Raw genomic sequence first — 22,801 nt, 5'->3', positions numbered from 1 at the left:
CGTGTGGATAGTTTGTTGTTGGTGTTCTTTATTTGCTTGGCTTTAGGCGCATTTGTCGGCTTTATGGCAGGATTATTAGGTATCGGTGGCGGCTTGATTGTAGTGCCGGCACTGCTTTATATTTTGCCATCGGTCGGTATTAGCTCTACTCAGCTCCCCCATATTGCAATTGCCACTTCGCTAGCAGCCATTATTCTCACCTCTATTTCGTCGGCACGTGCCCACCATAAGCGTGGCAATGTGCCTTGGGATTTATTCAAATCAATGTTACCGGGCCTGATTATAGGCGCGCTGGCTTCAGGTTTTATTGCTGAGCGTATTCCCGCTGATAAGTTACAACAAGGTTTTGCCATCTTTGTGATTTTAATGACAATTCAAATGGCTTATCCCGTTAAGGCCGAATCAAATCGTCAATTACCTAATTCAGTAGTGCTTTTTGTTGTATCGGCTTTTGTTGCGGTTTTGGCAGGTTTGACCGGGATAGGTGGCGGTATACTGATAGTGCCATTTTTGACTTTTTATGGTTTACAGATGCGTCAAGCCGTGGGCTTTTCTGCGGCGATGGGCTTCTTAATCTCTCTTTCTGGCAGTTTCGGCTATATTATTGCAGGAATGAATGCCCCTGAGTTGCCCTATGGTACCTTAGGCTATATCTATTTACCTGCATTGTTTGGTTTAGTGATCACTTCTGTCTTGATGGCGCCTGTGGGGGTAAAAGCGGCGAGCACTTGGCCAACACCTGTACTTAAAAAGATATTTGCACTGTTACTTCTATGTGTCGGCCTTAAGTTAATTCTGACCTAGTTTTTATGTTTATCTCAGTTTGAGGCTGCTAATGGATGTGTTATGGCGTTGAGTTTCCCCAATATCGATCCCGTGATCGTTTCATTTGGACCGTTTAATCTTTTTGGACAAACCTTTGAACCGGCACTGCGTTGGTATGGTTTTACCTATTTAGTCGGATTTGTTGCGGCCATGTGGTTGTTGAACCGCCAAGCCGACCGTTCAAAGGGGATATGGACGCGAGAGCAAGTTTCAGATTTACTCTTTTATGGTTTTCTTGGGGTGATTTTAGGTGGCCGTATCGGTTACGTGCTTTTTTATCATTTCGATTATTTCCTCGCCAGTCCCCTCTATTTATTTAAAATCTCCGAAGGTGGCATGTCCTTCCACGGCGGTTTGATGGGCGTGATTACGGCGATGCTCTATATCGCGTGGAAACAAAAACGTACTTTTTTTGCTGTCGCCGATATGGTGGCACCTGTTGTGCCTATTGGTTTAGGCGCTGGTCGTATTGGTAACTTTATCAACGGCGAGCTTTGGGGACGAACCACTGATCTGCCTTGGGCTATGGTGTTTCCAACTGGTGGGCCTGACCCACGTCATCCATCCCAGTTGTATCAGTTCGCCCTTGAAGGCGTAGCATTATTCCTATTACTTTACTGGTTTAGCAAACGTACCGATAAAGTCGGTGCAGTCTCTGGTATGTTCTTAGTCGGTTACGGTATGTTCCGTATTATGGTTGAAACTGTGAGGCAACCCGACACACAGTTGGGACTCTACTGGGGATTTATGACTATGGGGCAGATACTCTCTGTGCCTATGGTGTTAATCGGTTTGTACTTGATTTTTCGTAAGCAAGGTAAGCAGCAATGAAACAGTATTTAGACTTAATGAAGCATATATTAGCCGAAGGCGTGGATAAATCGGATCGCACAGGTACTGGGACTCGCTCGGTATTTGGCTATCAAATGCGCTTCGATTTGAGCAAAGGTTTTCCTTTGGTGAGCACCAAAAAATGCCATATGCGCTCTATCATTCATGAATTGCTGTGGTTTCTGAAGGGTGAAACTAACGTTGCCTATTTACGCGAAAATAAGGTCAGTATTTGGGACGAATGGGCCGATGATAATGGCGATTTGGGCCCAGTTTATGGTGCCCAGTGGCGCAGTTGGCCAACCCAGAGTGGTGATGCTATCGACCAGATTTCGCAAGTTATCGCCCAGATAAAATCTCAACCAGATTCTCGCCGTCTTATCGTTTCTGCTTGGAACGTGGGCGAACTGGATAAAATGGCTTTGGCACCGTGCCACGCGTTTTTTCAGTTCTATGTAGCCGATGGCAAATTATCTTGTCAGCTGTATCAGCGTAGTTGTGATGTGTTTCTTGGTTTGCCATTTAATATTGCCAGTTATGCTTTGTTAACTATGATGGTCGCCCAGCAATGTGACTTGGCCTTAGGTGATTTTGTATGGACGGGTGGCGATACCCATTTATATTCTAATCATATGGAACAGACGGCACTGCAGTTAAGCCGTGATCCAAAACCGTTGCCGACCATGACTATTGTACGCAGACCTGAGTCGATTTTTGACTATCAATTCGATGATTTTGAATTAACAAACTACACTCCACACCCTCATATCAAAGCCCCTGTTGCTGTGTGATGTATGTTTTTTAGTCTAACACTTCGGGATAACCGAGGTGTTAGGGAGAAACTTACGATTATATTTGTTATTACAATTCGTCTACACTCAATTCATTATGATTTTTAGGAGTGCAAGATGGAAAAAGCAATTAGAAATTTTCTGAGCCAAGAGTCGGCTGGCGGTATCCTGTTATTGGTTGCTGTTGCCTTAGCCATGCTGATGGCCAATTCCCCCTTATCTGGACTTTATCAAGGCTTTTTAGGCACTGACGTTCAAGTCAAAATTGGCGAGCTCAATATACACAAGCCACTCATCCTGTGGATAAACGATGGCTTGATGGCCATATTCTTTTTGCTGATTGGTTTAGAAGTGAAACGTGAGCTACTTGAAGGCGCCTTATCGAGTGTCGCTCAAGCTTCCCTGCCTACCTTTGCTGCCATTGGCGGCATGTTAGTCCCTGCTGGTGTGTACTTACTGTTTAACTATGGTGATCCTGTCACACAGGCGGGCTGGGCGATTCCTGCCGCGACCGATATTGCCTTTGCCTTAGGTATTATGGCACTGCTCGGAAGCCGCGTTCCTGTTTCACTGAAAGTCTTCTTACTTGCTTTAGCTATCATCGATGATTTAGGCGTCATAGTGATTATCGCGCTGTTTTATAGTACTGACTTATCAACCATCAGTTTAGTGATTGCCAGTTTAGCGATTGCGGGCTTGGTTGGGTTAAACCGCAAAGGGGTTACCTCACTTTTACCCTATGGCATCTTAGGGTTAATCCTTTGGGTTGCCGTACTTAAGTCTGGAGTGCATGCGACTCTGGCTGGCGTCATCATTGCTTTTTGTATTCCATTGCGGGCAAAGGATGGCAGTTCACCCTCAGAAGGCTTAGAGCATAGTTTGCATCCTTGGAGTACTTTCCTCATTTTGCCAGTGTTTGCTTTTGCCAATGCGGGCGTTTATGTCGGCAATATGAATTTGGAGACGTTAATTTCTCCTGTTCCTGTTGGTATTGCATTGGGCCTGATGTTAGGTAAGCCAATCGGTGTAATGTTATTTAGCTTTATTGCGGTGAAACTAAAATTAGCTCAATTGCCCGATGGCGTAGGTTGGAAGCAAATTGCCCCCGTCGCGGCCATGTGCGGTATTGGTTTTACTATGTCTATGTTTATTGCGTCGTTAGCCTTTGAACATGCAGACCCTATGTACGGTGACTTAGCACGCCTAGGGACCTTAATCGGTTCGATTATGGCAGCGTTAGTCGGGTATTTCTGGTTATCAAAAGTGTTACCTAAGAAAGGAGTATAACTATGATAAAGTTGAAATTAATGGGAATAGCAACGCTCTTATGTTTATCGACAACCGCGACGGCATCGCAAATTTCGGCCTGTAATCAGGATGCAAACTCGCAGACTTGCCAAAGCTATCTTGAAGGAATAGTGGATGGCGCTTTGATGTTTAAATCTGATTCCTTAGGGGCGAGATTAGAAACTAATGGTTATGAATCGAGGGCACTTAAGTATCGCGGTGGTAAACGTTTCCAAGAAGCGAATCGAACCTATTGCGCCGAACGTATTCCAGAACGTAACGTTTTAGTTTCAGGAGTCACTGAAGCGGTAAGTCTGGGGAATGCTGCCGATTTGGAGCAGTTACAAGGCATAGTTACTAACTTACTCGACTGCCAGCGTTTAAAGTAACTTGACTGGGAATCATCAGGTTTTTAATCATCTGATTTTAAACTAATCGAGTTTAAAATAACACAGTAACCCCTCAGCGCTTTGGCGTTTGAGGGAGCATTAACAGCGGGTTAGCATGCTGCACTTAAATTATAACCACTTGTATTATTTTTGGATGATTAAGAAAAAGGGCTCAGTCGCGAAGGCGGCCGAAGCCCTATGTTTGACGCCGCAAACGATAACGGGGCAAATTCGTGCCTTAGAAGATAGGTTAAACGGCAGTCTGTTCAAGCGAGTCGGGCGGACATTGGAGGCGACAGAATTAGGTGAATTGGTTTTTCGCTACGCCGATAAGATGTTTAGCCTTAGCTATGAAATGCTCGATTTACTTAATTATCAAAAAGCGGATGCCATGTTATTCGAGGTGGGTATTGCCGATGCCTTATCTAAAGCTTTAGTCAGTCGAGTGTTATTATCTGTAGTGCCTAATGACAATTCTATGCACTTAGCCTGCTATGAGGCGACTCACGAGAGCCTAATGGCGCGTTTACGTGAGCATAAACTGGATATGATCCTTTCGGATTGTGCCGGTGAGTCACTGAAATACCCTGAAATTTTATCTAAAAAATTGGGCGAGTGTGGCGTGAGTTTTTTCTCCGCGGAGACTTATAGCGCTGATTTTCCAGCCTGTTTAGAGCAAGGCCAGCTATTAATTCCTGGCCGCAGAACCTCACTCGGACAACAGCTATATCGCTGGTTTGACGAGCAAAACCTTAAAGTCAGTATTTTGGGCGAGTTCGATGATGCGGCCATGATGAAAGCCTTTGGTTACCTTAAACGAGGTATTTTTGTCACGCCGTCGATTTATCGCCAAGAAGTGATTTCCCATGGTATGAATTTGCTCGGTGAAACCACCGATGTGAAAGAGGAATACCATGTGATGTTTGCCGAACGTATGATCCAACATCCTGCGGTAAAGCGATTATTGGATACTGATTTCAGCGATCTCTTTGAGGGGCTCGATACGCAAGTACAACAATGCTAATTTTGTGAGTCAATATGAAGGGTTAATCGACACTTTAGTCAGTGAACTGATAGACTAATGCCAAATCTGTGTTGGGAGAAATACCTTGGAATTAATGAACATCGCAAGGGTTCGCTGGGCATGTCGCCGTGGGATGCTGGAATTAGACGTCTTGCTTCAACCTTTTGTTGAAAACTTCTATCAAGAAATGTCCGATGAAGATAAAACCGTGTTTATCCGTTTGTTGGAATGTGAAGATCCAGAATTGTTTGCTTGGTTTATGGGCCATGAAGTGTGCCCTGATACTGAACTGGCTCGTATGATAGTAAAAGTCCGTGGAAGACCGGCACCATAGTTTCAGCGTAAAAGCCTCTTTCGACCAACGACTCTCGTTGGTCGTTTTTATTGGTGTCTGTTCTAGCTCATTTCTGCTTTGGCCCCAAAGCGACATTATCGCCTTATCTCTGCTTAAATATTTGTTTATCGTACTTGTTAGTATTTTTTTGCTGTCGCAGTTGTGGCGACTGCAGCATTGGCGTTTAGATTTTGTGCTGAGTGATAAAGGCGAGGGACGTTTGTCAACGGGGGAGCACTTTCAGGTACTAAAACGCACTTGGGTCACGCCCTTTGTTTGCTTGATTTATATCGAAGTGGATACTCAGCTACGGCTCTTGCTGATTTGGGCTGATATGTTAGACGATACTGACTATCGACATTTATGTCGGCTGTTGCTGCGGGCTAAAATGCAACAGACTAAACCTCATTCTAAGATTTAGTCTGTTTATGATGAAGTAATCTATGCGTATGCGGTTACTTTTCTGGTAGTAAAATAGTCGGGCGAGGCGCGTCTAATTTCTCTGGATGATCGATATTAAAATGCAGCCCACGGCTTTCTTTACGCTCCATGGCACAGCGAATAATTAATTCGGCCACTTGCACTAAGTTACGTAATTCGAGCAAGTTATTGCTAACCCTGAAGTTACTGTAATATTCCTGAATTTCTTGCTGTAACATCAGGCAGCGGCGCAGTGCTCGCTCCAGACGTTTATCAGAGCGTACAATTCCAACGTAGTCCCACATGAATAACCGCAGCTCGTGCCAGTTATGGGCGATGACCACTTCCTCATCCGAGTTCGATACTTTACTTTCATCCCATGCTGGAATTTGTCCCGGGATTTGAATTTTATGCAGTTGGCTTTCTATGTCCTGTGACGCCGCACGGGCAAACACTAAACATTCGAGTAGTGAGTTACTCGCCAGACGATTGGCGCCATGTAAGCCCGTATAGGCAACTTCACCAATAGCATAGAGACCATTGAGATCCGTCTGACCGTGCATATCTGTCATTACACCACCGCAGGTATAGTGTGCGGCGGGTACCACAGGAATCGCATCTTTAGTGATATCGATTCCTAGATCTAAGCAACGGCTATAGATGGTCGGGAAATGCTTCATCACAAAGTCAGCATCTTTATGGCTGATATCGAGATAGACGCAATCGGCACCCAGACGTTTCATCTCGTAGTCGATGGCGCGGGCAACGATGTCACGGGGAGCGAGCTCAGCGCGTTCATCAAAGTCCGGCATAAAGCGGCTGCCATCTGGACGACGCAGATAAGCCCCTTCACCACGCAGGGCTTCGGTGAGTAAGAAGTTGCGCGCATCTGCGTGGTACAAACACGTTGGATGGAATTGGTTGAACTCCATATTCGCCACGCGGCAACCTGCACGCCATGCCATGGCAATACCATCACCACTAGCGACATCGGGGTTTGAGGTATATTGATAAACCTTTGAGCTACCACCAGTCGCTAACGCGACAAACTTAGCCTTAACGGTTTCGACGTGTTCTTCATTGCGATTCCAGACATAAGCGCCTAACACACGGTTACCTGGGCGATTTAATTTACGGGTGGTGATGAGGTCGATGGCGTTATAGCGTTCTAAAACGTGAATATTGGGGTGGGCGAGTGCGCGTTCTTGCAGTGTGGTTTGCACTTCTTTGCCTGTGGCATCGGCAGCGTGCAGAATACGTCTGTGGCTATGGCCGCCTTCACGGGTTAAATGGTAAGGTGCATCTTTTGCGTTGCCGTCTGTGGTTTCTTCTTTATCGAAGGCGACGCCACATTCGATAAGCCATTGCATCGCACTCTTGGCATTTTCAGCCGTGAAAGTGACAACGTCTTTGTCACATAAACCCGCCCCTGCGATTAAGGTGTCTGCAACATGGGATTCGATAGTGTCACTTTCGTCGAAGACGGAGGCGATACCGCCTTGGGCGTAGTAAGTCGACCCTTCCGAGAGTGGGCCTTTTGAAAGCAGAATTACTTTTGCTTTTTCAGCAAGATGCAAAGCTAGTGTCAGACCTGCAGCACCGCTACCTATGACTAATATGTCAGATTGGTGTTCAACTACTTGTTTCATCGGGTATCATGATGTGACTGAAGAGTGCCAACTATGGTAAACCAACTCACCGATTATGGGTACTTTCCTTTTTACCTTACTTTTTTTGTATAATTTTTAGAACTTTTTCAAAGCCCGCGAGTCTACATAAGTGAATATGATTCGAGCGACTGAGAAATCAGCATTTTAGATTTAGGAGAAGTCGGCTCGGATGAGTGGACAATTAAGTGATCAACAATTAGTTGAGCGCGTACAACAAGGTGATAAAAACGCTTTTAACCTGTTAGTGCTTAAATATCAAAGTAAAGTCATTAGCTTGATATCCCGTTATGTACGGAACCAAGCGGACGTTGCTGATGTCGCACAGGAAGCGTTTATCAAAGCTTACAGAGCTTTGCCAAACTTTCGCGGTGAAAGTGCATTTTATACTTGGTTGTACCGCATCGCAGTAAACACTGCGAAGAATTATCTCGTATCACAGGGGCGTAGAACGCCTGCGAATGATGTTGATGCAGAAGATGCCGAATATTACGAAGGTAGTGACGCGCTGAAGGAGTTTGCCTCCCCAGAACGGTTAATGTTATCGGATGAAATCAAAAAAGTGATTTTCGATACATTAGAGACCTTGCCTGAAGAATTACGAATGGCCATCTCATTGCGTGAACTCGATGGTATGAGTTACGAAGATATTGCCATAGTCATGGATTGTCCTGTCGGGACCGTAAGATCACGTATCTTCCGAGCACGAGAAGCAATCGATAAAAAGCTCCAGCCTTTGCTGGAAGCCTAAATTCTTATTTTAAGAAACCCTTATATTTAGACAGGTGAAAAATGGATAAATTAGGTCAAGAATGGGTATCTGCCGCAGTCGATGGAGAGACTGATGAGCAGACCATGGCAGAGTTATCTGCTGATACACATTCACATGATAAATGGCATAACTATCATATGATAGGCGATGCCATGCGTGGCGAATTGCCGCAGACTATTGTGTTAGATCTCTCTGCTAGCATTGCTGCCGCCATTGAACTTGAGCCAGCGATAGTTGCGCCTAAGCATCATGCGTCTAAAGTTACTGCACCTGTAACGCCACAAATTGCCGCCAATTCGGAGCAAAGCCGCGTCGTACCTTTATTTAAGCAATTTGGTCAATATGCCATTGCTGCGACGGTTGCTATGTTTGCGATTGTGGGTGTGCAGAATTACAATCAAACCGCCGATGATGCCGCGTCACCATCGCCCGTGTTAATTACAAGGCCGCTGATTGGTAGCGCATCACCTGTGAGCCTACAAACCGGTCCTGTACAACAGAATCAAGGCTATACCAATGATCAGGTAAATGAGCAACGTCGCCGAATTAATACTTATATCCAAGATCATATGTTGCAACAACGATTGAATACTGGTGCGGTTGTAGAGGACAATACCGAGGTCGTACCCGTTCCGGTCAATCAATAACGAGGAGTTAGCTTGCGTCTAATCCTGTTGGCTTTATTAGCCTTGGTCTTTCCTGCAACCGCGCAGGAGGACATGCCTGCCAAAGCTTGGCTCGAGAAAATGAGTCAGGCTTTACGAGAGAAAGAGTTTAAAGCATCGATTATTCAACTTCAGGCCGATCATATTCGGCCTTTGGTTTACCTGCACGGTAAGGTGAATAATCAAGAAGTTGCCTTTCTAGAATACCTTAACGGTCCACCCAAAAATGCAGTGCGTGTCGGTAATCGTGTCACCTTTATTGAGCACGATGAGCCTGCGTATAGTATCGTTTCTAATCATATTCAAGGTGTCTGGCCCGCTGCTTTCTCTGCCAATATGGCGGACTTAGAAGTGGGTTATCAGTTTGTACTCGGTGGCCGTACCCGTATCGCTGGGCGTCCGGGGCAGATGATCCGCCTGTTGCCTAATGATGAATTCCGTTATGGCTTTCAAATTTGGCTTGATATGGAAACCTATCTGCCGCTGAGATACGACATGCTGACTCAAGATAAGCAATTACTTGAGCAGATCATGGTGATTGAACTCATTGAATTCAGCGAGCCGCCAGCCATTTTGCAAGAGGCCTATAAGCAAGAGTGGCCGGCAGTTATCGATCAAGCCGAGCGCCAAGACGGTCAAAACTGGCAATTTGCTTGGTTACCCGCAGGTTTTACTGTGGTAGTGCGCGACCACCATAGATTAATTGGCAGTCACGAAGCGGTGGAATACATAGCACTGACCGATGGACTGGCAAATATTTCTGTTTATGTGGCGCGTGCGGGCACGAGTCCATTGCCTGAAGAATTAATTACCCGTAATGGCTTGTCGTTAGTCTCAGAAAAAGTCGGTAATGCCGAAGTGGTTGCTGTGGGTAAAGTGCCGACAGAAACCTTAACGCGCATTGCTAAAAGTCTGACGCTAGAATAGGACGCCGATTATGATGGAAGAAATTGCCAGAGTCGTCTCCAGTGATAGTCAAGGCTGGTTGACGGTTGAAGTGGAACTTAAGAGTACCTGCAAGAGCTGCAGTAACAGTGAGTCTTGCGGGACCTCTGCTGTCGCTCAGGCTTTTTCCTCGAAAACCCAGCAATTTTCTATTCAGAGTGACCGCCGCTGCGAGGCTGGTGAATTACTCAAATTAGGCCTTCCTGAGAGCGTGATCCTCAAAGCCGCTGCATTAATCTATTTAATGCCGCTGTTTGGCCTGTTTGTCGGCGCGGCGTTAGGACAATTTTTAGGCCAGTTGCTTGAGTTTAATCCTAACCTAGGTGCTATGGGCTTTGCGGCCGTTGGTGCCTTGATTGCGTGGTCTTTTGGTAAGCAACAGGCTAAACGTTTAGAAGTTGATGCTCAGCCTGTGATTTTGGCCTATTTAGGTAGGAGCATCAATTTAAACGAATTAGCTCAATAATTTCAATGTGTTATTTTTTATCAAATAGCAGCTAACTGCGGTTTTGGGCGTTGTTTTATCGGCCTGTCTTAAGTAGGAGTGAATGTGATTGGTATTGAAACCGCAATCAGGTACAATTTCGCTCCTTTGAACCGTATCCATTTTCAGTATTAGTCATTGCAGCATAATGAAACAAATTAGAAACTTCTCAATTATTGCCCATATCGACCATGGTAAATCGACGCTATCAGATCGTCTTATTCAGGTTTGTGGCGGTTTAACCGACCGTGAAATGGATTCTCAAGTTTTAGATTCTATGGATCTAGAACGTGAGCGTGGTATTACGATTAAGGCACAAAGTGTCACTTTGGATTATAAAGCCAAAGATGGCCTTGTCTATCAACTCAACTTTATTGATACCCCAGGTCACGTTGACTTCTCCTACGAGGTCTCGCGCTCATTAGCTGCCTGTGAAGGTGCTTTGCTGGTGGTTGATGCGGGTCAGGGCGTTGAAGCTCAGACACTGGCAAACTGTTATACCGCGCTGGATATGAATCTAGATGTGGTACCCATTTTAAACAAGATTGACTTACCACAAGCCGATCCAGAACGTGTTGCTGCCGAGATTGAAGATATCGTCGGTATTGATGCGATGGATGCTGTGCGTTGTTCGGCTAAAACCGGTGTCGGTGTCGATGAGGTTTTAGAAGTCATTGTTGCCAAAATTCCACCGCCAGAAGGCGATCCTGACGCACCATTGCAAGCCTTGATCATCGATTCTTGGTTTGATAATTACTTAGGCGTAGTGTCGTTAGTGCGAATTAAACACGGTAGCCTGAAAAAAGGTGACAAGTTTAAGGTAATGTCTACAGGGCAAAACCACACTGCGGATCGCGTCGGTATTTTCACCCCAAAACAAACTGATAAAACCGAGCTTAAAACCGGTGAAGTCGGCTTTGTGATTGCGGGTCTGAAAGAAATTCACGGCGCGCCCGTGGGCGATACGTTAACTTTAGCCAAAAATGGTGCTGAAAAGCCGTTACCTGGTTTTAAGAAAGTGAAGCCACAGGTATACGCTGGCGTATTCCCAATTTCGACCGACGAATATGAAAACTTCCGTGATGCGCTGAACAAACTCAGCCTGAACGATGCGTCATTATTCTTTGAACCTGAAAGTTCTTCGGCACTCGGTTTTGGTTTCCGCATTGGCTATTTAGGCCTGCTCCACATGGAAATCGTACAAGAGCGTTTAGAGCGTGAATACAACCTAGAGTTGATCACCACTGCGCCAACCGTAGTGTACGAAGTCGTGATGACTAGCGGCGAAACGATTTACGTTGATAACCCGTCTGATCTGCCTGCGATTAACAACATTGAAGAAATGCGTGAGCCGATTGTTGAGGCCAACATTTTAGTGCCAAAAGAATACTTAGGTAACGTGATTACCCTGTGTATTGAAAAACGTGGCACCCAAGTGAACATGGTTTACCACGGTAACCAAGTGGCTGTGACTTACCATCTGCCAATGGCGGAAGTGGTCATGGACTTCTTCGACCGTTTGAAATCCACTAGCCGTGGCTATGCATCACTCGAATATAACTTTATTCGTTTCGATCCTGCAGACATGGTGCGTTTAGATATTCTCATCAACGGCGACCGAGTCGACGCCTTGGCTATGGTTATCCATAGATCAAACATTCGTCACCGTGGTTTAGCTTTAGTGGATAAGATGAAAGAACTTATTCCACGTCAGATGTTTGATATTGCGATTCAAGCGGCGGTGGGCAGTCAAATTATTGCCCGTTCAACCGTGAAAGCCCTGCGTAAAGACGTAACGGCTAAGTGTTATGGCGGCGACGTTTCTCGTAAGAAAAAACTCTTAAATAAACAAAAAGAGGGTAAGAAACGGATGAAGCAAGTAGGTAACGTTGAGGTGCCACAAGAAGCATTCTTAGCGGTACTTAAGCTAAATGAGTAATCGTTAGCATAAGAAGTGACAATTTAGTTGACTATTGCGCCGCTGTTTGCGGCGCTTTAGTTAGGTTATCGCATTGGTTTACCAAGGTCGAATACGGTAAGTTAACTAAAGTATGATATTCGCTGAGTTAGGTACCTTTAATTATTTTTAAGGCAGGAGTTCAATAAGCAATGGCAGCGTATTTTTCCATTATTCTAGTGCTAATCACCCTGATCTCAGGACTTATTTGGTTAGTCGATGTGCTCGTTTTCGCCCCAAAGCGTCGTGAGAGTTTAGCGCTAGCAAAGGCGTCACAAGCGAATTTAACTGAAGAAGCTGAGTACCAAATCATTCGTGAGTCGACCATAGTCGAAACCGCGCATTCTATCTTCCCTGTGATTGCCTTTGTGTTGATCTTACGTTCATTCATTTATGAGCCATTTCAAATCCCATCGGGTTCTATGATGCCAACCCTCTTAGTGGGCGACTTCATTCTGGTGGAAAAATTTAGTTATGGGCTTAAAGATCCCGTATGGCGCACTAAACTGGTTGAAACTGGCGAGCCCAAACGCGGTGATGTGGTGGTATTTAAATATCCTGAAAACCCGCAAATTGACTACATCAAACGTGTAGTCGGTTTGCCGGGTGATAGAATTATTTACCGTAATAAACAGTTGATGATCCAGAAGGCCTGTGGTGTTGAGCAAGCAGATTGTCCAGAACCGCAAGTTATCGCCCGCACAGAGATCAGTCGTGGTGATTACAGCCAAGATGGTGTGCCATTACTGCGTTATAAAGAGGAATTGGGCGATGTTGCCCACGATATTTTGATCAACCCAAGTCGACCTGACATGCTGGGGTATTTTAAGCGCGAAGGTAATTTACCCGCAGGTGAGTTTTTAGTGCCAGAAGGCCATTACTTTGCCATGGGCGATAACCGCGATAACAGTACCGACAGTCGTTTCTGGGGCTTTGTGCCAGAAGAAAACCTGGTCGGTAAAGCGGTAGCGATTTGGATTAGTTTTGAATTTGACCGTTCAAAAGCCGACTTCCTCCCAACTTGGGTGCCTAGCGGTGTGCGTTTTGAGCGTGTAGGTGGAATTAAATAGCATGGAACCGATTAAAAATTTGCCACGTTTGTGTCGTACTTTAGGTTATGAGTTCAAGAATATTGAGCTTTTGACTCAAGCGCTGACCCACAGAAGTGCGGCAAATAAACACAATGAACGCTTAGAGTTTTTAGGTGATTCAATTTTATCTATTGTGATTTCTGATGCTTTATATCATCAGTTTCCGAAGGCAACCGAAGGCGATTTAAGCCGGATGCGTGCCACCTTAGTTCGCGGTGATACCTTAACTATCATCGCCCAAGAGTTTAAGCTCGGCGATTATTTATATCTCGGTCCTGGCGAGTTGAAAAGTGGCGGATTTAGACGCGAGTCGATTCTTGCCGATGCGGTTGAAGCCATTATTGGCGCCGTTTACCTTGATTCCGATCTCGAAGTTTGCCGTGCATTACTGTTGAAATGGTATGCCGAGCGTTTGGCCGAAATCCAACCTGGGATCAGCCAGAAAGACGCTAAGACATTACTGCAAGAACATTTACAAGGGTTTAAAAAGCCGCTGCCTGATTACCAAGTAATCAACATAGAAGGCGATGCCCACGATCAGACATTTACCGTTGAATGTCGTATTGAAGACTTGAGTCAAAGCGTCATTGGTGTGGCGAGTTCACGCCGTAAAGCCGAGCAAATCGCGGCCGCTCAAGTATTGGAGTTACTAAAGAAATGACCAAAAAAACAGACTTGTCAGGTATCGATGCTGCAAAAGCGGCAACTGAGCCGAGTTTAGATGAATTACTGGCAAGGATGAATGCGGCCGCGCCAACGCCGTCGGCCCAATACGATGTCACTTATTGCGGCATGGTAGCGATCATTGGTCGCCCTAACGTCGGTAAATCAACGTTAATTAACCGTTTACTTGGTCAGAAGGTAAGTATTACTTCTAAAAAGCCACAAACAACGCGCCACCGTATCATGGGTATTCATACCGATGGTCCGAAGCAAATCGTGTTCATCGATACACCAGGTTTACACATAGAAGAGCAGCGGGCGATTAACCGCCTGATGAACCGCGCAGCAGCCAGTTCGCTTGCCGATGTAGCTATGGTAATTTTCGTGGTCGATGGCATGACGTGGACCGCCGATGATGAGATGGTGTTGAGTAAATTACGCCGTGGCGGTGAAGAGCGTCAGACAATTCTGGCGATTAACAAAGTCGACAATATCAAAGACAAAGAATCGCTGTTCCCGTATTTGGAAGAAGTCGCCAAAAAATATCCTTTCGATGAAATTTTGCCGATTTCAGCCAGTAAAGGTACCAACGTTAAGCGCATTTTAGAGCTAGCGGCGGCGTCTATTCCTGAAGGACCTTTCTTCTTCCCTGAAGACTATGTTACCGACCGTTCGCAACGTTTTATGGCGTCGGAAATTGTGCGCGAAAAACTGATGCGCTTCTTAGGTGATGAATTACCCTATGATGCGACGGTTGAGATCGAACAGTTTAAGATGATGGAAAATGGCGTTTATCAAATCAATGCCCTGATCCTCGTTGAGCGTGAAGGCCAGAAACGTATGGTGATCGGTAGCAAGGGCGAACGTATTCGCACTATTGCGACTCAAGCCCGCTTAGACATGGAAACCTTGTTTGATAATAAAGTCTTCCTTGAAGTGTGGGTGAAAGTGAAATCTGGTTGGGCCGATGATGAACGCGCCCTGCGTAGCTTAGGTTACGGCGACGATTAAGCATTAATTTCAGCGAGCGCGCTTACCGATGAAACGTGGTTACGTTTTACATCATCGCCCATATCGAGAGTCCAGTGTCTTAGTTAACCTCTTAGTTGACGGCATTGGACGGGTTGATGTGGTTGCCCGAACTGGCAGCGGTAAGCGCTCTATCAAGAGTATTCTCCAGCCCTTTCAACCGCTGATCTTCGAATTTAGCGGTAAGTCTGAATTAAAAACCTTAACTCAAGTCGAAGCCGCTGCGCCTGCTGTGCCTCTTTCTGGTCAAAGCTTGTTTGCTGGCATGTATATCAATGAGTTATTGGTTCGCACTTTGTCTGTACAGCACAATGCCGAAGAGTTGTTCCTCATTTATCATCAAGCCTTAGTCGGCCTTGCCGCGAAGTTTTGCCAATCCCAACTGCGTTATATTGAGCTTGCCTTGCTGCGGGAATTAGGTTTTATGCCTTCTCTTAGCCGCGATACTCAAGGTGAACCACTCGTGCCTGATGATTATTACCAGCTCGTGCCTGAGTTAGGCTTTCAATTTGTGCTCAACTCCCGTGCTCGCAATGCCTATCAAGGTGCAATGTTGACGGCGCTTAACGATAACCAGCTCACCGACGCACATTTTTTGAGTGCTAAGTTGTTGATGCGCTCCCTGTTAACGCCATTACTCGGGACTAAACCTTTGTTGAGTCGACAATTGTTCGTCAGCACAGCCGTACCAACTAAGATTGATGGGAATAATTCGCCCTAGCTCCTGTTTTTTAGCGTGAGCCTAAGTACAATAGGCCGCAATATCAGCGTTAAACATTAAGGAGTTCCCGATGAGCCGTATCTTATTGGGCGTGAATATCGACCATATTGCTACTCTGCGCCAAGCCCGTGGCACCAGTTATCCTGATCCTGTGCATGCTGCTGCCGTTGCTGAACATGCTGGCGCCGATGGCATCACTATCCATTTGCGTGAAGACAGGCGCCATATCATAGACCGCGATGTGTATCTGTTGGCAAAAACCTTGAAAACCCGCATGAATTTCGAATGTGCGGTGACCGAAGAAATGCTTAACATCGCCTGTGAAATTAAGCCGACCTATGTCTGTTTAGTGCCAGAAAAACGTCAAGAAGTCACCACTGAAGGCGGTTTAGATGTAGCGGGGCAGTTAGATAAAATCACTGCTGCAGTGACTCGTTTAGCTGCTGAGGGTATTCAAGTCTCCTTATTTATCGATGCCGATAAAACTCAAATTGATGCCGCCGTTGCCTCTGGCGCACCGCTTATTGAAATTCATACGGGCTGTTATGCCGATGCTAAAACGGAAGCAGAAGAAGCCACTGAGTTAGCGCGTATTCGCGAAATGGCAAAATACGCCCATGGCAAAGGTTTAGTGGTTAACGCGGGTCATGGTTTGCATTATCACAACGTGAAACCCATCGCGGCGATTCCTGAGTTATATGAACTCAATATCGGCCATGCGATTGTCGCACGTGCCGCTATTGACGGTTTAGCGACAGCAGTGAAAGACATGAAAGTGTTAATGCTTGAAGGTCGTCGAGGCGAATAATGGCGATTGTCGGCCTAGGCACAGATATCGTCGAGATTGAGCGTATTCAGGTGCATGTGGCGCGCGCAGGTGACAAGCTGGCGAAACGTGTGCTGACCGAGTCTGAGTTAGCCATTTATACTGCCCATAGTCAGCCAAGTCGTTATCTTGCCAAGCGTTTTGCGGCAAAAGAAGCCGCAGCCAAAGCTCTCGGTACGGGTATTGGCCGCGGCGTGTCGTTTCAGCATATTCACATTGGCAACAATGAGGATGGTGCACCGACGATTCACTTTACCGAAGGTGCGCTGACGCGCTTACAGCAGCTTAAAGCGACGGTTGGGCATATCTCTATTGCCGATGAAAAATCCTATGCAATTGCGACGGTAATCATAGAGTCTCAATAAACCCGAGTTTGTGTCTGTTGGCGGTAAAAAAGGAACTTTAGGGTTCCTTTTTTCATTTCTGGATGGGTATCCAAATAAGTGTTAAATCAGCGAATGCAACAATTTATTTACTTTTACTGTTAAGTTTAATTGTTTTACGTTAGTTTATGGCTTGCGCGTCGCTCAATTTGGCGCAGGTAAAATCAGGGGCAAATGAAGAGGAACCCGACATGAAATCCGCCGCAGAGCAGTTATCGACCTACAAAAGTGTGCATTTAAATCAGCGTAATATTCAGACCCATTTTATTGGCATCCCACTGATTATTTGGTCTGCTTTCCTGTTGTTGGCCACAGTGCGTATTCCGCTGGGCAGTATGGGGGAGACAAGTTTAGCAGTGATAGTCGGTATATTCGTGTTGGCCTATTATGTCCGTTTACACTTAAGGCTTTCAATGGGGCTCATAATATTCATGGTACCTGTGCTGCTCACTACTGAGTGGGCGGCGCATATCGCCGGTGCCACTTGGCTTGCCCTAGGGGTATTTGTGGTGGGCTGGGTGTTCCAGCTAATCGGCCATCAATATGAAAAAGCCAAGCCTGCCTTTGTGGATGACTTAAATCAGCTATTAATTGGGCCATTTTTCTTAATGGCGGAAGTGTATTTTATGTTGGGCTTAGAAAAGGCGCTGAACGCCCAGATAACGCCAATGGCGCTTGAGAAGCGCCGTATACTTGAGGCGAAAAAGTCTGCATAGCTTGGCTAGATAGTGAATTAGAGTAGATAGATTTATAGCTTGGGGGAGCATCATCGCTTGGAGGAAATCGTCGGTCGGACCACATCTTAACTCGCGTGGTTCGGCCAATTTTTATGCTCAAAATTGGGGATTAAACTCTGGGGGGATGATAATACAGCGGGATAATTCTCACTGTATTAATCATATTTTCTGACACATCAATTATCTCTAATGGATAACCTGCTAAACGTAAACTGGTATTCGCAGAAGGAATTTCCTCCAGATACTCCAGAATCAGACCATTGAGGGTTTTAGGGCCATCGGTGGGAAAGTTCCACTTCATTTCTTTATTCAAATCGCGGATCGTAATGCCCGCATCAACTAAGTAGCTGCCATCTTGCTGGACCTTAATGTCTTCACTCGGGGTGGTCAACATAGAAGTGGTAAAGTCGCCGACAATCTCTTCGAGAATATCTTCGAGTGTCACTAGACCTTGAATATCACCATATTCATCAACGACTAAGCCGATGCGCTCTTTATTTTGTTGGAAGTTAGCTAGCTGCACATTGAGTGGCGTACCTTCTGGCACAAAGTAGAGTTCTTTCACTGCGCGTAGCAAAGATGACTTGCTAAATTGCTCTTTAGATTGGAGGCGCAGGGCATCGCGTAAATGAATAAAGCCCACTGCATCGTCTATGGTGTCGCGATACACTAACACTCGAGTATGTGGACTTTGGATCACCTGACGATTGATAACCTTAAATTCGTCATTGACGTTAATTCCGTAGATATCTGAGCGTGGCACCATAATATCTTCAACGGTGACTTTCTCTAAATCCAAGATAGATAACAGCATTTCTTGGTGGCGTCGGGGGATGAGTGCCCCTGCCTCATGTACCACAGTGCGCAACTCTTCTTGGCTTAGTGCATCGCTACTATTAACTGTTTTTATCCCCATCAAACGTAAGATACCTGTGGTTATCAAATTAACGCTTGAGACAACATAGGCAAAGGTCGAGGAAAGTATAAGTAGCAGTATGCTAGAGGGAAAAGCAATGCGCTCAGGATTTAGCGCTGCGATGGTTTTTGGCGTGACTTCAGCAAAAACGAGCACGACTAACGTAAGCACGCCTGTTGCAACAGCGACCCCTAAGTCGCCCCAAAGACGCATACCAATGATAGTCGCAATAGCAGATGCGGAAATATTGACTAAGTTATTGCCAATTAAGATCAATCCAATCAAACGGTCAGGACGCTCAAGTAACTTCAAGGCTCTAATCGCCCCTTTATGGCCATTGTTGGCTAAGTGGCGTAAACGGTAACGGTTGAGAGTCATCATTGCGGTTTCTGAGCCTGAAAAATAGGCAGAGAATAGGATAAGCACTAGTAAAACGATCAGGAGTGCGCTTGTCGATATAGCGTCCAAAAAAGGCTCCAATGTGGCCAGTAAACTTAAGTAAATACCGACATTTAAAAAAAGTGTCAAGTCGGCCGCAGCAATAACTGCCCCAGCCGACATAAATGTTTAGTTGAGGATTAACTCTTTGACAATGCGCGCGCCAAAATATGCGAGCGAAAGTAAGGATGCGCCAGTCAGAGTATAAATGACTGCGGTACGAATTTTACAACCGACCCAATACTGTTGCCACAGCATAGTAATGTATACAAACCAAGCCATTATCGACAGAATTGCCTTATGACCTTTACCATCGGCGAACATATCTTCAAGGAAGATAAAACCAGTCGCGAGCGACAAACTGAGCAAGATAACGCCGATAATCACCAGATGATAAAGCTGTTTTTCAACTGTCATCAGCGGCGGAATGCCAGGGCTCAGCATAAATTGTTTTTTCTTCAGTTTATTTTGGATCATCGCCAGTTGTATCGCATACAGGGCGGCAATCATCAGGGCGCTGTAGGCCATGAGTGACAATACGACGTGGGCTAATACTTCAGGATAAAGCTCAAAATGCGTGATGAACTTAGGTGGCAATAACCAGAGTAGGGCAACCGAAAGCACTGAGCAGGCGTAAACCACGGGCACGACGACGATGACTTTCAGCCTGAACATCAATATCGTAAAAGTAAAAGCGATAATCCAGTTCACTAAGGAAATCACATTCGTCAGGCTAAAGTTTTGGCCATCTGTGGTGAAAATCACTTGTGACAATGCTGCGGCATGCAAAATAACCGCAATAGCGGCAAAGCCTGCGACAGCACGGCGATTCGGACCGTCTGGGTGAAACAATCGACTCGTCACTAGTACCAATGCAATGCAATAAAAAAACATGGCTGAGGCAGAAAAGATGACCATGGGTAATTAACCTATTTGTGTAGTTAAAGGTGCCTTAAAAACGGGGCATACAGATCAATATTTTCCCTAGAATAACATGAGCTGTCGGCAAATGGGCAGTGACATGAGTTGCAAAATTTAGCAGATTCTTATTGTTAGGGTTAAATAGTGTGTCGACGACAATAAAACATGACTCAGCGCAAGTAAAACACTTAACCACAATCAAGATGGGTGCAGCAGTAGCATAATGCGCATGCATCGTTATAATACAACCCATCAATCGAGATTCTTAAAGGTATAGAACAGGACGATGTTTGAGAACCTAACCGACAGACTGTCACGCACACTGAAAAATATCAGTGGCCGTGGTCGCTTAACTGAAGAAAACGTTAAGGAAACCCTGCGCGAAGTGCGTATGGCACTGCTGGAGGCCGATGTTGCCCTGCCTGTGGTGCGCGAATTTGTTAATAACGTAAAAGAACGTGCCGTTGGCCAAGAAGTCTCTAAAAGCTTAAGCCCAGGCCAAGCCTTTATTAAGATAGTTCAAAGTGAACTTGAAAAATCCATGGGCGAGGCGAATGAAGCCCTAGATTTAGCCACTCAGCCGCCAGCTGTGATTATGATGGCGGGTCTGCAAGGTGCGGGTAAAACCACCAGTGTGGCAAAACTGGGTAAATTTTTACGCGAACGCCATAAAAAATCGGTATTAGTCGTCAGTGCTGACGTTTATCGCCCCGCGGCGATTAAACAGCTTGAGACGTTAGCGCAAGAAGTGGCGGTGGAGTTTTTCCCATCGGACGTTAGCCAAAAGCCAATCGACATTGCGAAAGCGGCGATTGCCCACGCTAAATTAAAGTTTATCGATGTGGTGATCCTCGATACCGCAGGTCGTCTGCATGTCGACGAAGCCATGATGGACGAGATCAAAGGCTTACACGCAGCGGTCAAGCCTATCGAAACCTTGTTCGTTGTTGATGCTATGACAGGTCAAGATGCGGCAAACACCGCTAAGGCCTTTAATGAAGCTTTACCACTGACAGGGGTTATCTTAACTAAAGTCGATGGTGATGCGCGCGGTGGTGCGGCGTTATCGATTCGCCACATTACGGGCAAGCCGATTAAATTCCTCGGTGTGGGTGAAAAGACCGACGCGTTAGAGCCATTCCATCCAGACCGTATTGCCTCACGCATTTTGGGCATGGGCGATGTGTTATCGCTTATCGAAGAAGTTGAGCGCGGCGTCGATAAAGAAAAGGCCATGAAGCTGGCTTCGAAAGTGAAGCAAGGTGGCAGTTTCGATTTAGAAGATTTCCGTGAGCAGTTACAGCAAATGAAAAACATGGGCGGCATGATGAATATGCTGGAAAAACTGCCCGGTGTCGGTCAATTGCCCCCAGAAGCCTTAGCGCAAATCCAAGACGGCAAGATGACAGGTCAAATGGAAGCCATTATTAATTCGATGACTTCCAAGGAGCGTAAGAACCCTGATTTAATCAAGGGCTCACGCAAACGTCGCATCGCTGCCGGTTCTGGCACGCAAATTCAAGATGTAAACCGTTTATTGAAACAGTTTACTCAAATGCAAAAGATGATGAAAAAAATGTCTGCTAAGGGCGGCATGCAAAAAATGATGCGCGGAATGCGCGGTATGATGCCACCAGGAATGAAATTTCCGGGACGTTAATCGGGCATTTTTAGTTAAACTTAGCACTTTATCAGTCGGTTGACTCTGGCAACAATGAACCGCTTACTGAGGGCGCAGGCGTAATAATCGCCATCTTTGGTTGCATTCGTTGGAAAGTCAGGTAAAATCTTCCGGCTTTCTATCTGGGACTCTTCGCGAACACGGGGTTCCAGTTTTTATTTTTGCTTCAAGCAAATCATTAGAGGATTGAAAACGCATGGTTACCATTCGTTTAGCTCGTGGCGGCGCAAAAAAGCGTCCATTTTACAACATCGTTGTTGCTGATAGCCGTAACGCTCGTGACGGTCGTTTCATCGAGCGTGTTGGTTTCTTCAACCCATTGGCCCGTGGCCAAGAAGAAACTTTACGTTTAGACCTAGCTCGCGTTGAGCACTGGGTTTCTAACGGCGCAGCTGCTACAGAACGTGTAGCAAAACTGATCAAAGACGCTCGTAAAGCAACAGCTTAATAGCGTTAAGGTATAGATTGATGAGCAGTAACCAACAGCCAGTCGTACTGGGGAAATTAGGCTCCTGTCATGGCATTAAAGGTTGGCTGAAAATCACCGCCTATACCGATTCTGTTGAAGGTATCTTTGACTATTCACCTTGGCTTATTAAAGAAAATGGTGAATGGCGCGAAATAAAGGTCACCCAGTGGCGTTATCAAGGCAAGGCCGTTGTTGCCTTACTTGATGGCGTAGAAACACGGGAGCAAGCGCAAATGCTCACAAATTGTGAGATTGCGATTTTGCCGGAACAGATGAACGATTTGCCAGCAGATGAATTCTACTGGCGTGATCTCATCGGTTGCGAAGTGGTCAATACAACAGGCTATAACATGGGGATTGTCGATCAGATCGTGGAAACAGGATCGAACGACGTATTACTCGTTAAAGCCAACGCTAAAGATAGTTTCGGCAAAGTGGAACGTATGATCCCCTTTGTCCCTGAGCAGTTCATCAAAACGGTGGATCTGCAAGGTAAACAGATTTTAGTGGATTGGGATCCTGACTTCTAAGTCGA

At 45.7% G+C, this 22,801-nt stretch carries 26 protein-coding genes; 23 read left to right on the top strand and 3 right to left on the bottom strand.

Features of this window, described 5'->3' with window-relative positions:
• The first annotated feature begins 3 nt into the window (after positions 1 to 3).
• The 8 genes from ACHA99_RS13225 (at position 4) to ACHA99_RS13190 (ending at position 5,902) form a co-directional block, all read left to right on the top strand.
• Positions 4 to 804 (top strand): sulfite exporter TauE/SafE family protein, encoded by an 801-nt coding sequence (locus ACHA99_RS13225; RefSeq protein ID WP_028760835.1) that lies wholly within the window; start codon positions 4 to 6, stop codon positions 802 to 804.
• 42 nt (positions 805 to 846) lie between these two features.
• Positions 847 to 1,656: a prolipoprotein diacylglyceryl transferase gene (gene lgt / locus ACHA99_RS13220; RefSeq protein ID WP_028760834.1), complete on the top strand. Its 810-nt coding sequence runs from the start codon at positions 847 to 849 to the stop codon at positions 1,654 to 1,656.
• Complete coding sequence (gene thyA, locus ACHA99_RS13215) at positions 1,653 to 2,447, top strand: thymidylate synthase (RefSeq protein ID WP_393943205.1); 795 nt, start codon at positions 1,653 to 1,655, stop codon at positions 2,445 to 2,447. The genes lgt and thyA overlap by 4 nt, the downstream gene beginning before the upstream one ends.
• 117 nt (positions 2,448 to 2,564) lie before the next feature.
• The gene (gene nhaA, locus ACHA99_RS13210; protein ID WP_168823431.1) at positions 2,565 to 3,734 is read left to right on the top strand and encodes a Na+/H+ antiporter NhaA; all 1,170 of its coding nucleotides are present in this window, start codon (positions 2,565 to 2,567) and stop codon (positions 3,732 to 3,734) included.
• Positions 3,735 to 3,736: 2 nt separating this feature from the next.
• Positions 3,737 to 4,123 carry a hypothetical protein gene (locus ACHA99_RS13205; RefSeq protein WP_105249860.1) on the top strand — a complete coding sequence of 129 codons (387 nt, stop codon included), beginning with the start codon at positions 3,737 to 3,739 and terminating at the stop codon, positions 4,121 to 4,123.
• 115 nt (positions 4,124 to 4,238) lie between these two features.
• Complete coding sequence (nhaR, locus tag ACHA99_RS13200; RefSeq protein ID WP_028760830.1) at positions 4,239 to 5,147, top strand: transcriptional activator NhaR; 909 nt, start codon at positions 4,239 to 4,241, stop codon at positions 5,145 to 5,147.
• An 85-nt stretch (positions 5,148 to 5,232) separates the two neighbouring features.
• Complete coding sequence (locus tag ACHA99_RS13195) at positions 5,233 to 5,481, top strand: succinate dehydrogenase assembly factor 2 (RefSeq protein WP_028760829.1); 249 nt, start codon at positions 5,233 to 5,235, stop codon at positions 5,479 to 5,481.
• A complete protein-coding gene (locus tag ACHA99_RS13190; protein ID WP_028760828.1) occupies positions 5,462 to 5,902 on the top strand; it encodes a protein YgfX in 441 nt (146 codons plus the stop codon). The genes ACHA99_RS13195 and ACHA99_RS13190 overlap by 20 nt, the downstream gene beginning before the upstream one ends.
• A 34-nt stretch (positions 5,903 to 5,936) precedes the next feature.
• Here ACHA99_RS13190 and nadB read toward each other — a convergent pair whose 3' ends face one another.
• On the bottom strand, positions 5,937 to 7,550 hold the full coding sequence (gene nadB / locus ACHA99_RS13185; protein WP_113940667.1) for an L-aspartate oxidase: 1,614 nt from the start codon (positions 7,548 to 7,550) through the stop codon (positions 5,937 to 5,939).
• A gap of 190 nt (positions 7,551 to 7,740) precedes the next feature.
• Here nadB and rpoE point away from each other — a divergent pair, with 190 nt between their 5' ends.
• The 12 genes from rpoE (at position 7,741) to ACHA99_RS13125 (ending at position 17,820) form a co-directional block, all read left to right on the top strand.
• Entirely contained in the window at positions 7,741 to 8,319 is a 579-nt protein-coding gene (gene rpoE / locus ACHA99_RS13180; RefSeq protein WP_028760826.1) for an RNA polymerase sigma factor RpoE, read from the top strand.
• A 41-nt stretch (positions 8,320 to 8,360) separates the two neighbouring features.
• Positions 8,361 to 8,987, top strand: coding sequence for a sigma-E factor negative regulatory protein (locus ACHA99_RS13175; protein WP_393943201.1), 627 nt, complete (start codon positions 8,361 to 8,363; stop codon positions 8,985 to 8,987).
• Positions 8,988 to 8,999: 12 nt separating this feature from the next.
• Positions 9,000 to 9,932 carry a MucB/RseB C-terminal domain-containing protein gene (locus tag ACHA99_RS13170; RefSeq protein WP_028760824.1) on the top strand — a complete coding sequence of 311 codons (933 nt, stop codon included), beginning with the start codon at positions 9,000 to 9,002 and terminating at the stop codon, positions 9,930 to 9,932.
• Between the two features lie 10 nt (positions 9,933 to 9,942).
• A complete protein-coding gene (locus ACHA99_RS13165) occupies positions 9,943 to 10,416 on the top strand; it encodes a SoxR reducing system RseC family protein (RefSeq protein ID WP_105249858.1) in 474 nt (157 codons plus the stop codon).
• A 166-nt stretch (positions 10,417 to 10,582) separates the two neighbouring features.
• Positions 10,583 to 12,373 carry a translation elongation factor 4 gene (lepA, locus tag ACHA99_RS13160; RefSeq protein ID WP_028760822.1) on the top strand — a complete coding sequence of 597 codons (1,791 nt, stop codon included), beginning with the start codon at positions 10,583 to 10,585 and terminating at the stop codon, positions 12,371 to 12,373.
• A 170-nt stretch (positions 12,374 to 12,543) separates the two neighbouring features.
• Positions 12,544 to 13,461, top strand: a complete 918-nt coding sequence (gene lepB, locus ACHA99_RS13155) for a signal peptidase I (RefSeq protein WP_393943198.1) — start codon at positions 12,544 to 12,546, stop codon at positions 13,459 to 13,461.
• A 1-nt stretch (position 13,462) separates the two neighbouring features.
• Positions 13,463 to 14,143, top strand: a complete 681-nt coding sequence (gene rnc / locus ACHA99_RS13150) for a ribonuclease III (protein ID WP_012088603.1) — start codon at positions 13,463 to 13,465, stop codon at positions 14,141 to 14,143.
• Entirely contained in the window at positions 14,140 to 15,156 is a 1,017-nt protein-coding gene (gene era / locus ACHA99_RS13145) for a GTPase Era (protein WP_028760819.1), read from the top strand. The genes rnc and era overlap by 4 nt, the downstream gene beginning before the upstream one ends.
• Before the next feature lie 28 nt (positions 15,157 to 15,184).
• The gene (gene recO, locus ACHA99_RS13140) at positions 15,185 to 15,895 is read left to right on the top strand and encodes a DNA repair protein RecO (RefSeq protein ID WP_028760818.1); all 711 of its coding nucleotides are present in this window, start codon (positions 15,185 to 15,187) and stop codon (positions 15,893 to 15,895) included.
• 70 nt (positions 15,896 to 15,965) lie between these two features.
• Complete coding sequence (pdxJ, locus tag ACHA99_RS13135) at positions 15,966 to 16,703, top strand: pyridoxine 5'-phosphate synthase (RefSeq protein WP_131523032.1); 738 nt, start codon at positions 15,966 to 15,968, stop codon at positions 16,701 to 16,703.
• On the top strand, positions 16,703 to 17,086 hold the full coding sequence (gene acpS / locus ACHA99_RS13130) for a holo-ACP synthase (RefSeq protein WP_028760816.1): 384 nt from the start codon (positions 16,703 to 16,705) through the stop codon (positions 17,084 to 17,086). The genes pdxJ and acpS overlap by 1 nt, the downstream gene beginning before the upstream one ends.
• Before the next feature lie 209 nt (positions 17,087 to 17,295).
• Entirely contained in the window at positions 17,296 to 17,820 is a 525-nt protein-coding gene (locus tag ACHA99_RS13125) for a DUF962 domain-containing protein (RefSeq protein WP_393943194.1), read from the top strand.
• A gap of 130 nt (positions 17,821 to 17,950) precedes the next feature.
• Here ACHA99_RS13125 and ACHA99_RS13120 read toward each other — a convergent pair whose 3' ends face one another.
• Both ACHA99_RS13120 and ACHA99_RS13115 read right to left on the bottom strand, forming a co-directional pair.
• The gene (locus tag ACHA99_RS13120; protein ID WP_113940661.1) at positions 17,951 to 19,225 is read right to left on the bottom strand and encodes an HlyC/CorC family transporter; all 1,275 of its coding nucleotides are present in this window, start codon (positions 19,223 to 19,225) and stop codon (positions 17,951 to 17,953) included.
• Positions 19,226 to 19,324: 99 nt separating this feature from the next.
• Positions 19,325 to 20,113, bottom strand: coding sequence for an inner membrane protein YpjD (locus ACHA99_RS13115; protein WP_028760813.1), 789 nt, complete (start codon positions 20,111 to 20,113; stop codon positions 19,325 to 19,327).
• 289 nt (positions 20,114 to 20,402) lie between these two features.
• Between ACHA99_RS13115 and ffh the strand changes: the two genes are divergently transcribed.
• From ffh to rimM, 3 genes are all read left to right on the top strand, one after another.
• On the top strand, positions 20,403 to 21,776 hold the full coding sequence (gene ffh, locus ACHA99_RS13110; protein ID WP_006080787.1) for a signal recognition particle protein: 1,374 nt from the start codon (positions 20,403 to 20,405) through the stop codon (positions 21,774 to 21,776).
• 217 nt (positions 21,777 to 21,993) lie between these two features.
• Positions 21,994 to 22,245 (top strand): 30S ribosomal protein S16, encoded by a 252-nt coding sequence (gene rpsP, locus ACHA99_RS13105; RefSeq protein ID WP_006080788.1) that lies wholly within the window; start codon positions 21,994 to 21,996, stop codon positions 22,243 to 22,245.
• A 20-nt stretch (positions 22,246 to 22,265) separates the two neighbouring features.
• Complete coding sequence (gene rimM / locus ACHA99_RS13100) at positions 22,266 to 22,796, top strand: ribosome maturation factor RimM (protein WP_006080789.1); 531 nt, start codon at positions 22,266 to 22,268, stop codon at positions 22,794 to 22,796.
• Positions 22,797 to 22,801 lie beyond the last annotated feature (5 nt).

Source organism: Shewanella sp. S23-S33 (genome assembly GCF_043359565.1).
Lineage (GTDB): Bacteria > Pseudomonadota > Gammaproteobacteria > Enterobacterales > Shewanellaceae > Shewanella > Shewanella oncorhynchi.
Note: the sequence above shows the minus strand (reverse complement) of the source record. Positions and strands in the feature narration are given on the sequence as shown.

Coding starts and splice junctions, on each gene's coding strand:
- lgt (WP_028760834.1), top strand. CDS start 847: ATGGCGTTGAGTTTCCCCAATATCGATCCCGTGATCGTTTCATTTGGA.
- thyA (WP_393943205.1), top strand. CDS start 1,653: ATGAAACAGTATTTAGACTTAATGAAGCATATATTAGCCGAAGGCGTG.
- nhaA (WP_168823431.1), top strand. CDS start 2,565: ATGGAAAAAGCAATTAGAAATTTTCTGAGCCAAGAGTCGGCTGGCGGT.
- ACHA99_RS13205 (WP_105249860.1), top strand. CDS start 3,737: ATGATAAAGTTGAAATTAATGGGAATAGCAACGCTCTTATGTTTATCG.
- nhaR (WP_028760830.1), top strand. CDS start 4,239: ATGCTGCACTTAAATTATAACCACTTGTATTATTTTTGGATGATTAAG.
- nadB (WP_113940667.1), bottom strand. CDS start 7,550: ATGAAACAAGTAGTTGAACACCAATCTGACATATTAGTCATAGGTAGC.
- rpoE (WP_028760826.1), top strand. CDS start 7,741: ATGAGTGGACAATTAAGTGATCAACAATTAGTTGAGCGCGTACAACAA.
- ACHA99_RS13175 (WP_393943201.1), top strand. CDS start 8,361: ATGGATAAATTAGGTCAAGAATGGGTATCTGCCGCAGTCGATGGAGAG.
- ACHA99_RS13165 (WP_105249858.1), top strand. CDS start 9,943: ATGATGGAAGAAATTGCCAGAGTCGTCTCCAGTGATAGTCAAGGCTGG.
- lepA (WP_028760822.1), top strand. CDS start 10,583: ATGAAACAAATTAGAAACTTCTCAATTATTGCCCATATCGACCATGGT.
- lepB (WP_393943198.1), top strand. CDS start 12,544: ATGGCAGCGTATTTTTCCATTATTCTAGTGCTAATCACCCTGATCTCA.
- rnc (WP_012088603.1), top strand. CDS start 13,463: ATGGAACCGATTAAAAATTTGCCACGTTTGTGTCGTACTTTAGGTTAT.
- era (WP_028760819.1), top strand. CDS start 14,140: ATGACCAAAAAAACAGACTTGTCAGGTATCGATGCTGCAAAAGCGGCA.
- recO (WP_028760818.1), top strand. CDS start 15,185: ATGAAACGTGGTTACGTTTTACATCATCGCCCATATCGAGAGTCCAGT.
- pdxJ (WP_131523032.1), top strand. CDS start 15,966: ATGAGCCGTATCTTATTGGGCGTGAATATCGACCATATTGCTACTCTG.
- acpS (WP_028760816.1), top strand. CDS start 16,703: ATGGCGATTGTCGGCCTAGGCACAGATATCGTCGAGATTGAGCGTATT.
- ACHA99_RS13125 (WP_393943194.1), top strand. CDS start 17,296: ATGAAATCCGCCGCAGAGCAGTTATCGACCTACAAAAGTGTGCATTTA.
- ACHA99_RS13115 (WP_028760813.1), bottom strand. CDS start 20,113: ATGGTCATCTTTTCTGCCTCAGCCATGTTTTTTTATTGCATTGCATTG.
- ffh (WP_006080787.1), top strand. CDS start 20,403: ATGTTTGAGAACCTAACCGACAGACTGTCACGCACACTGAAAAATATC.
- rpsP (WP_006080788.1), top strand. CDS start 21,994: ATGGTTACCATTCGTTTAGCTCGTGGCGGCGCAAAAAAGCGTCCATTT.
- rimM (WP_006080789.1), top strand. CDS start 22,266: ATGAGCAGTAACCAACAGCCAGTCGTACTGGGGAAATTAGGCTCCTGT.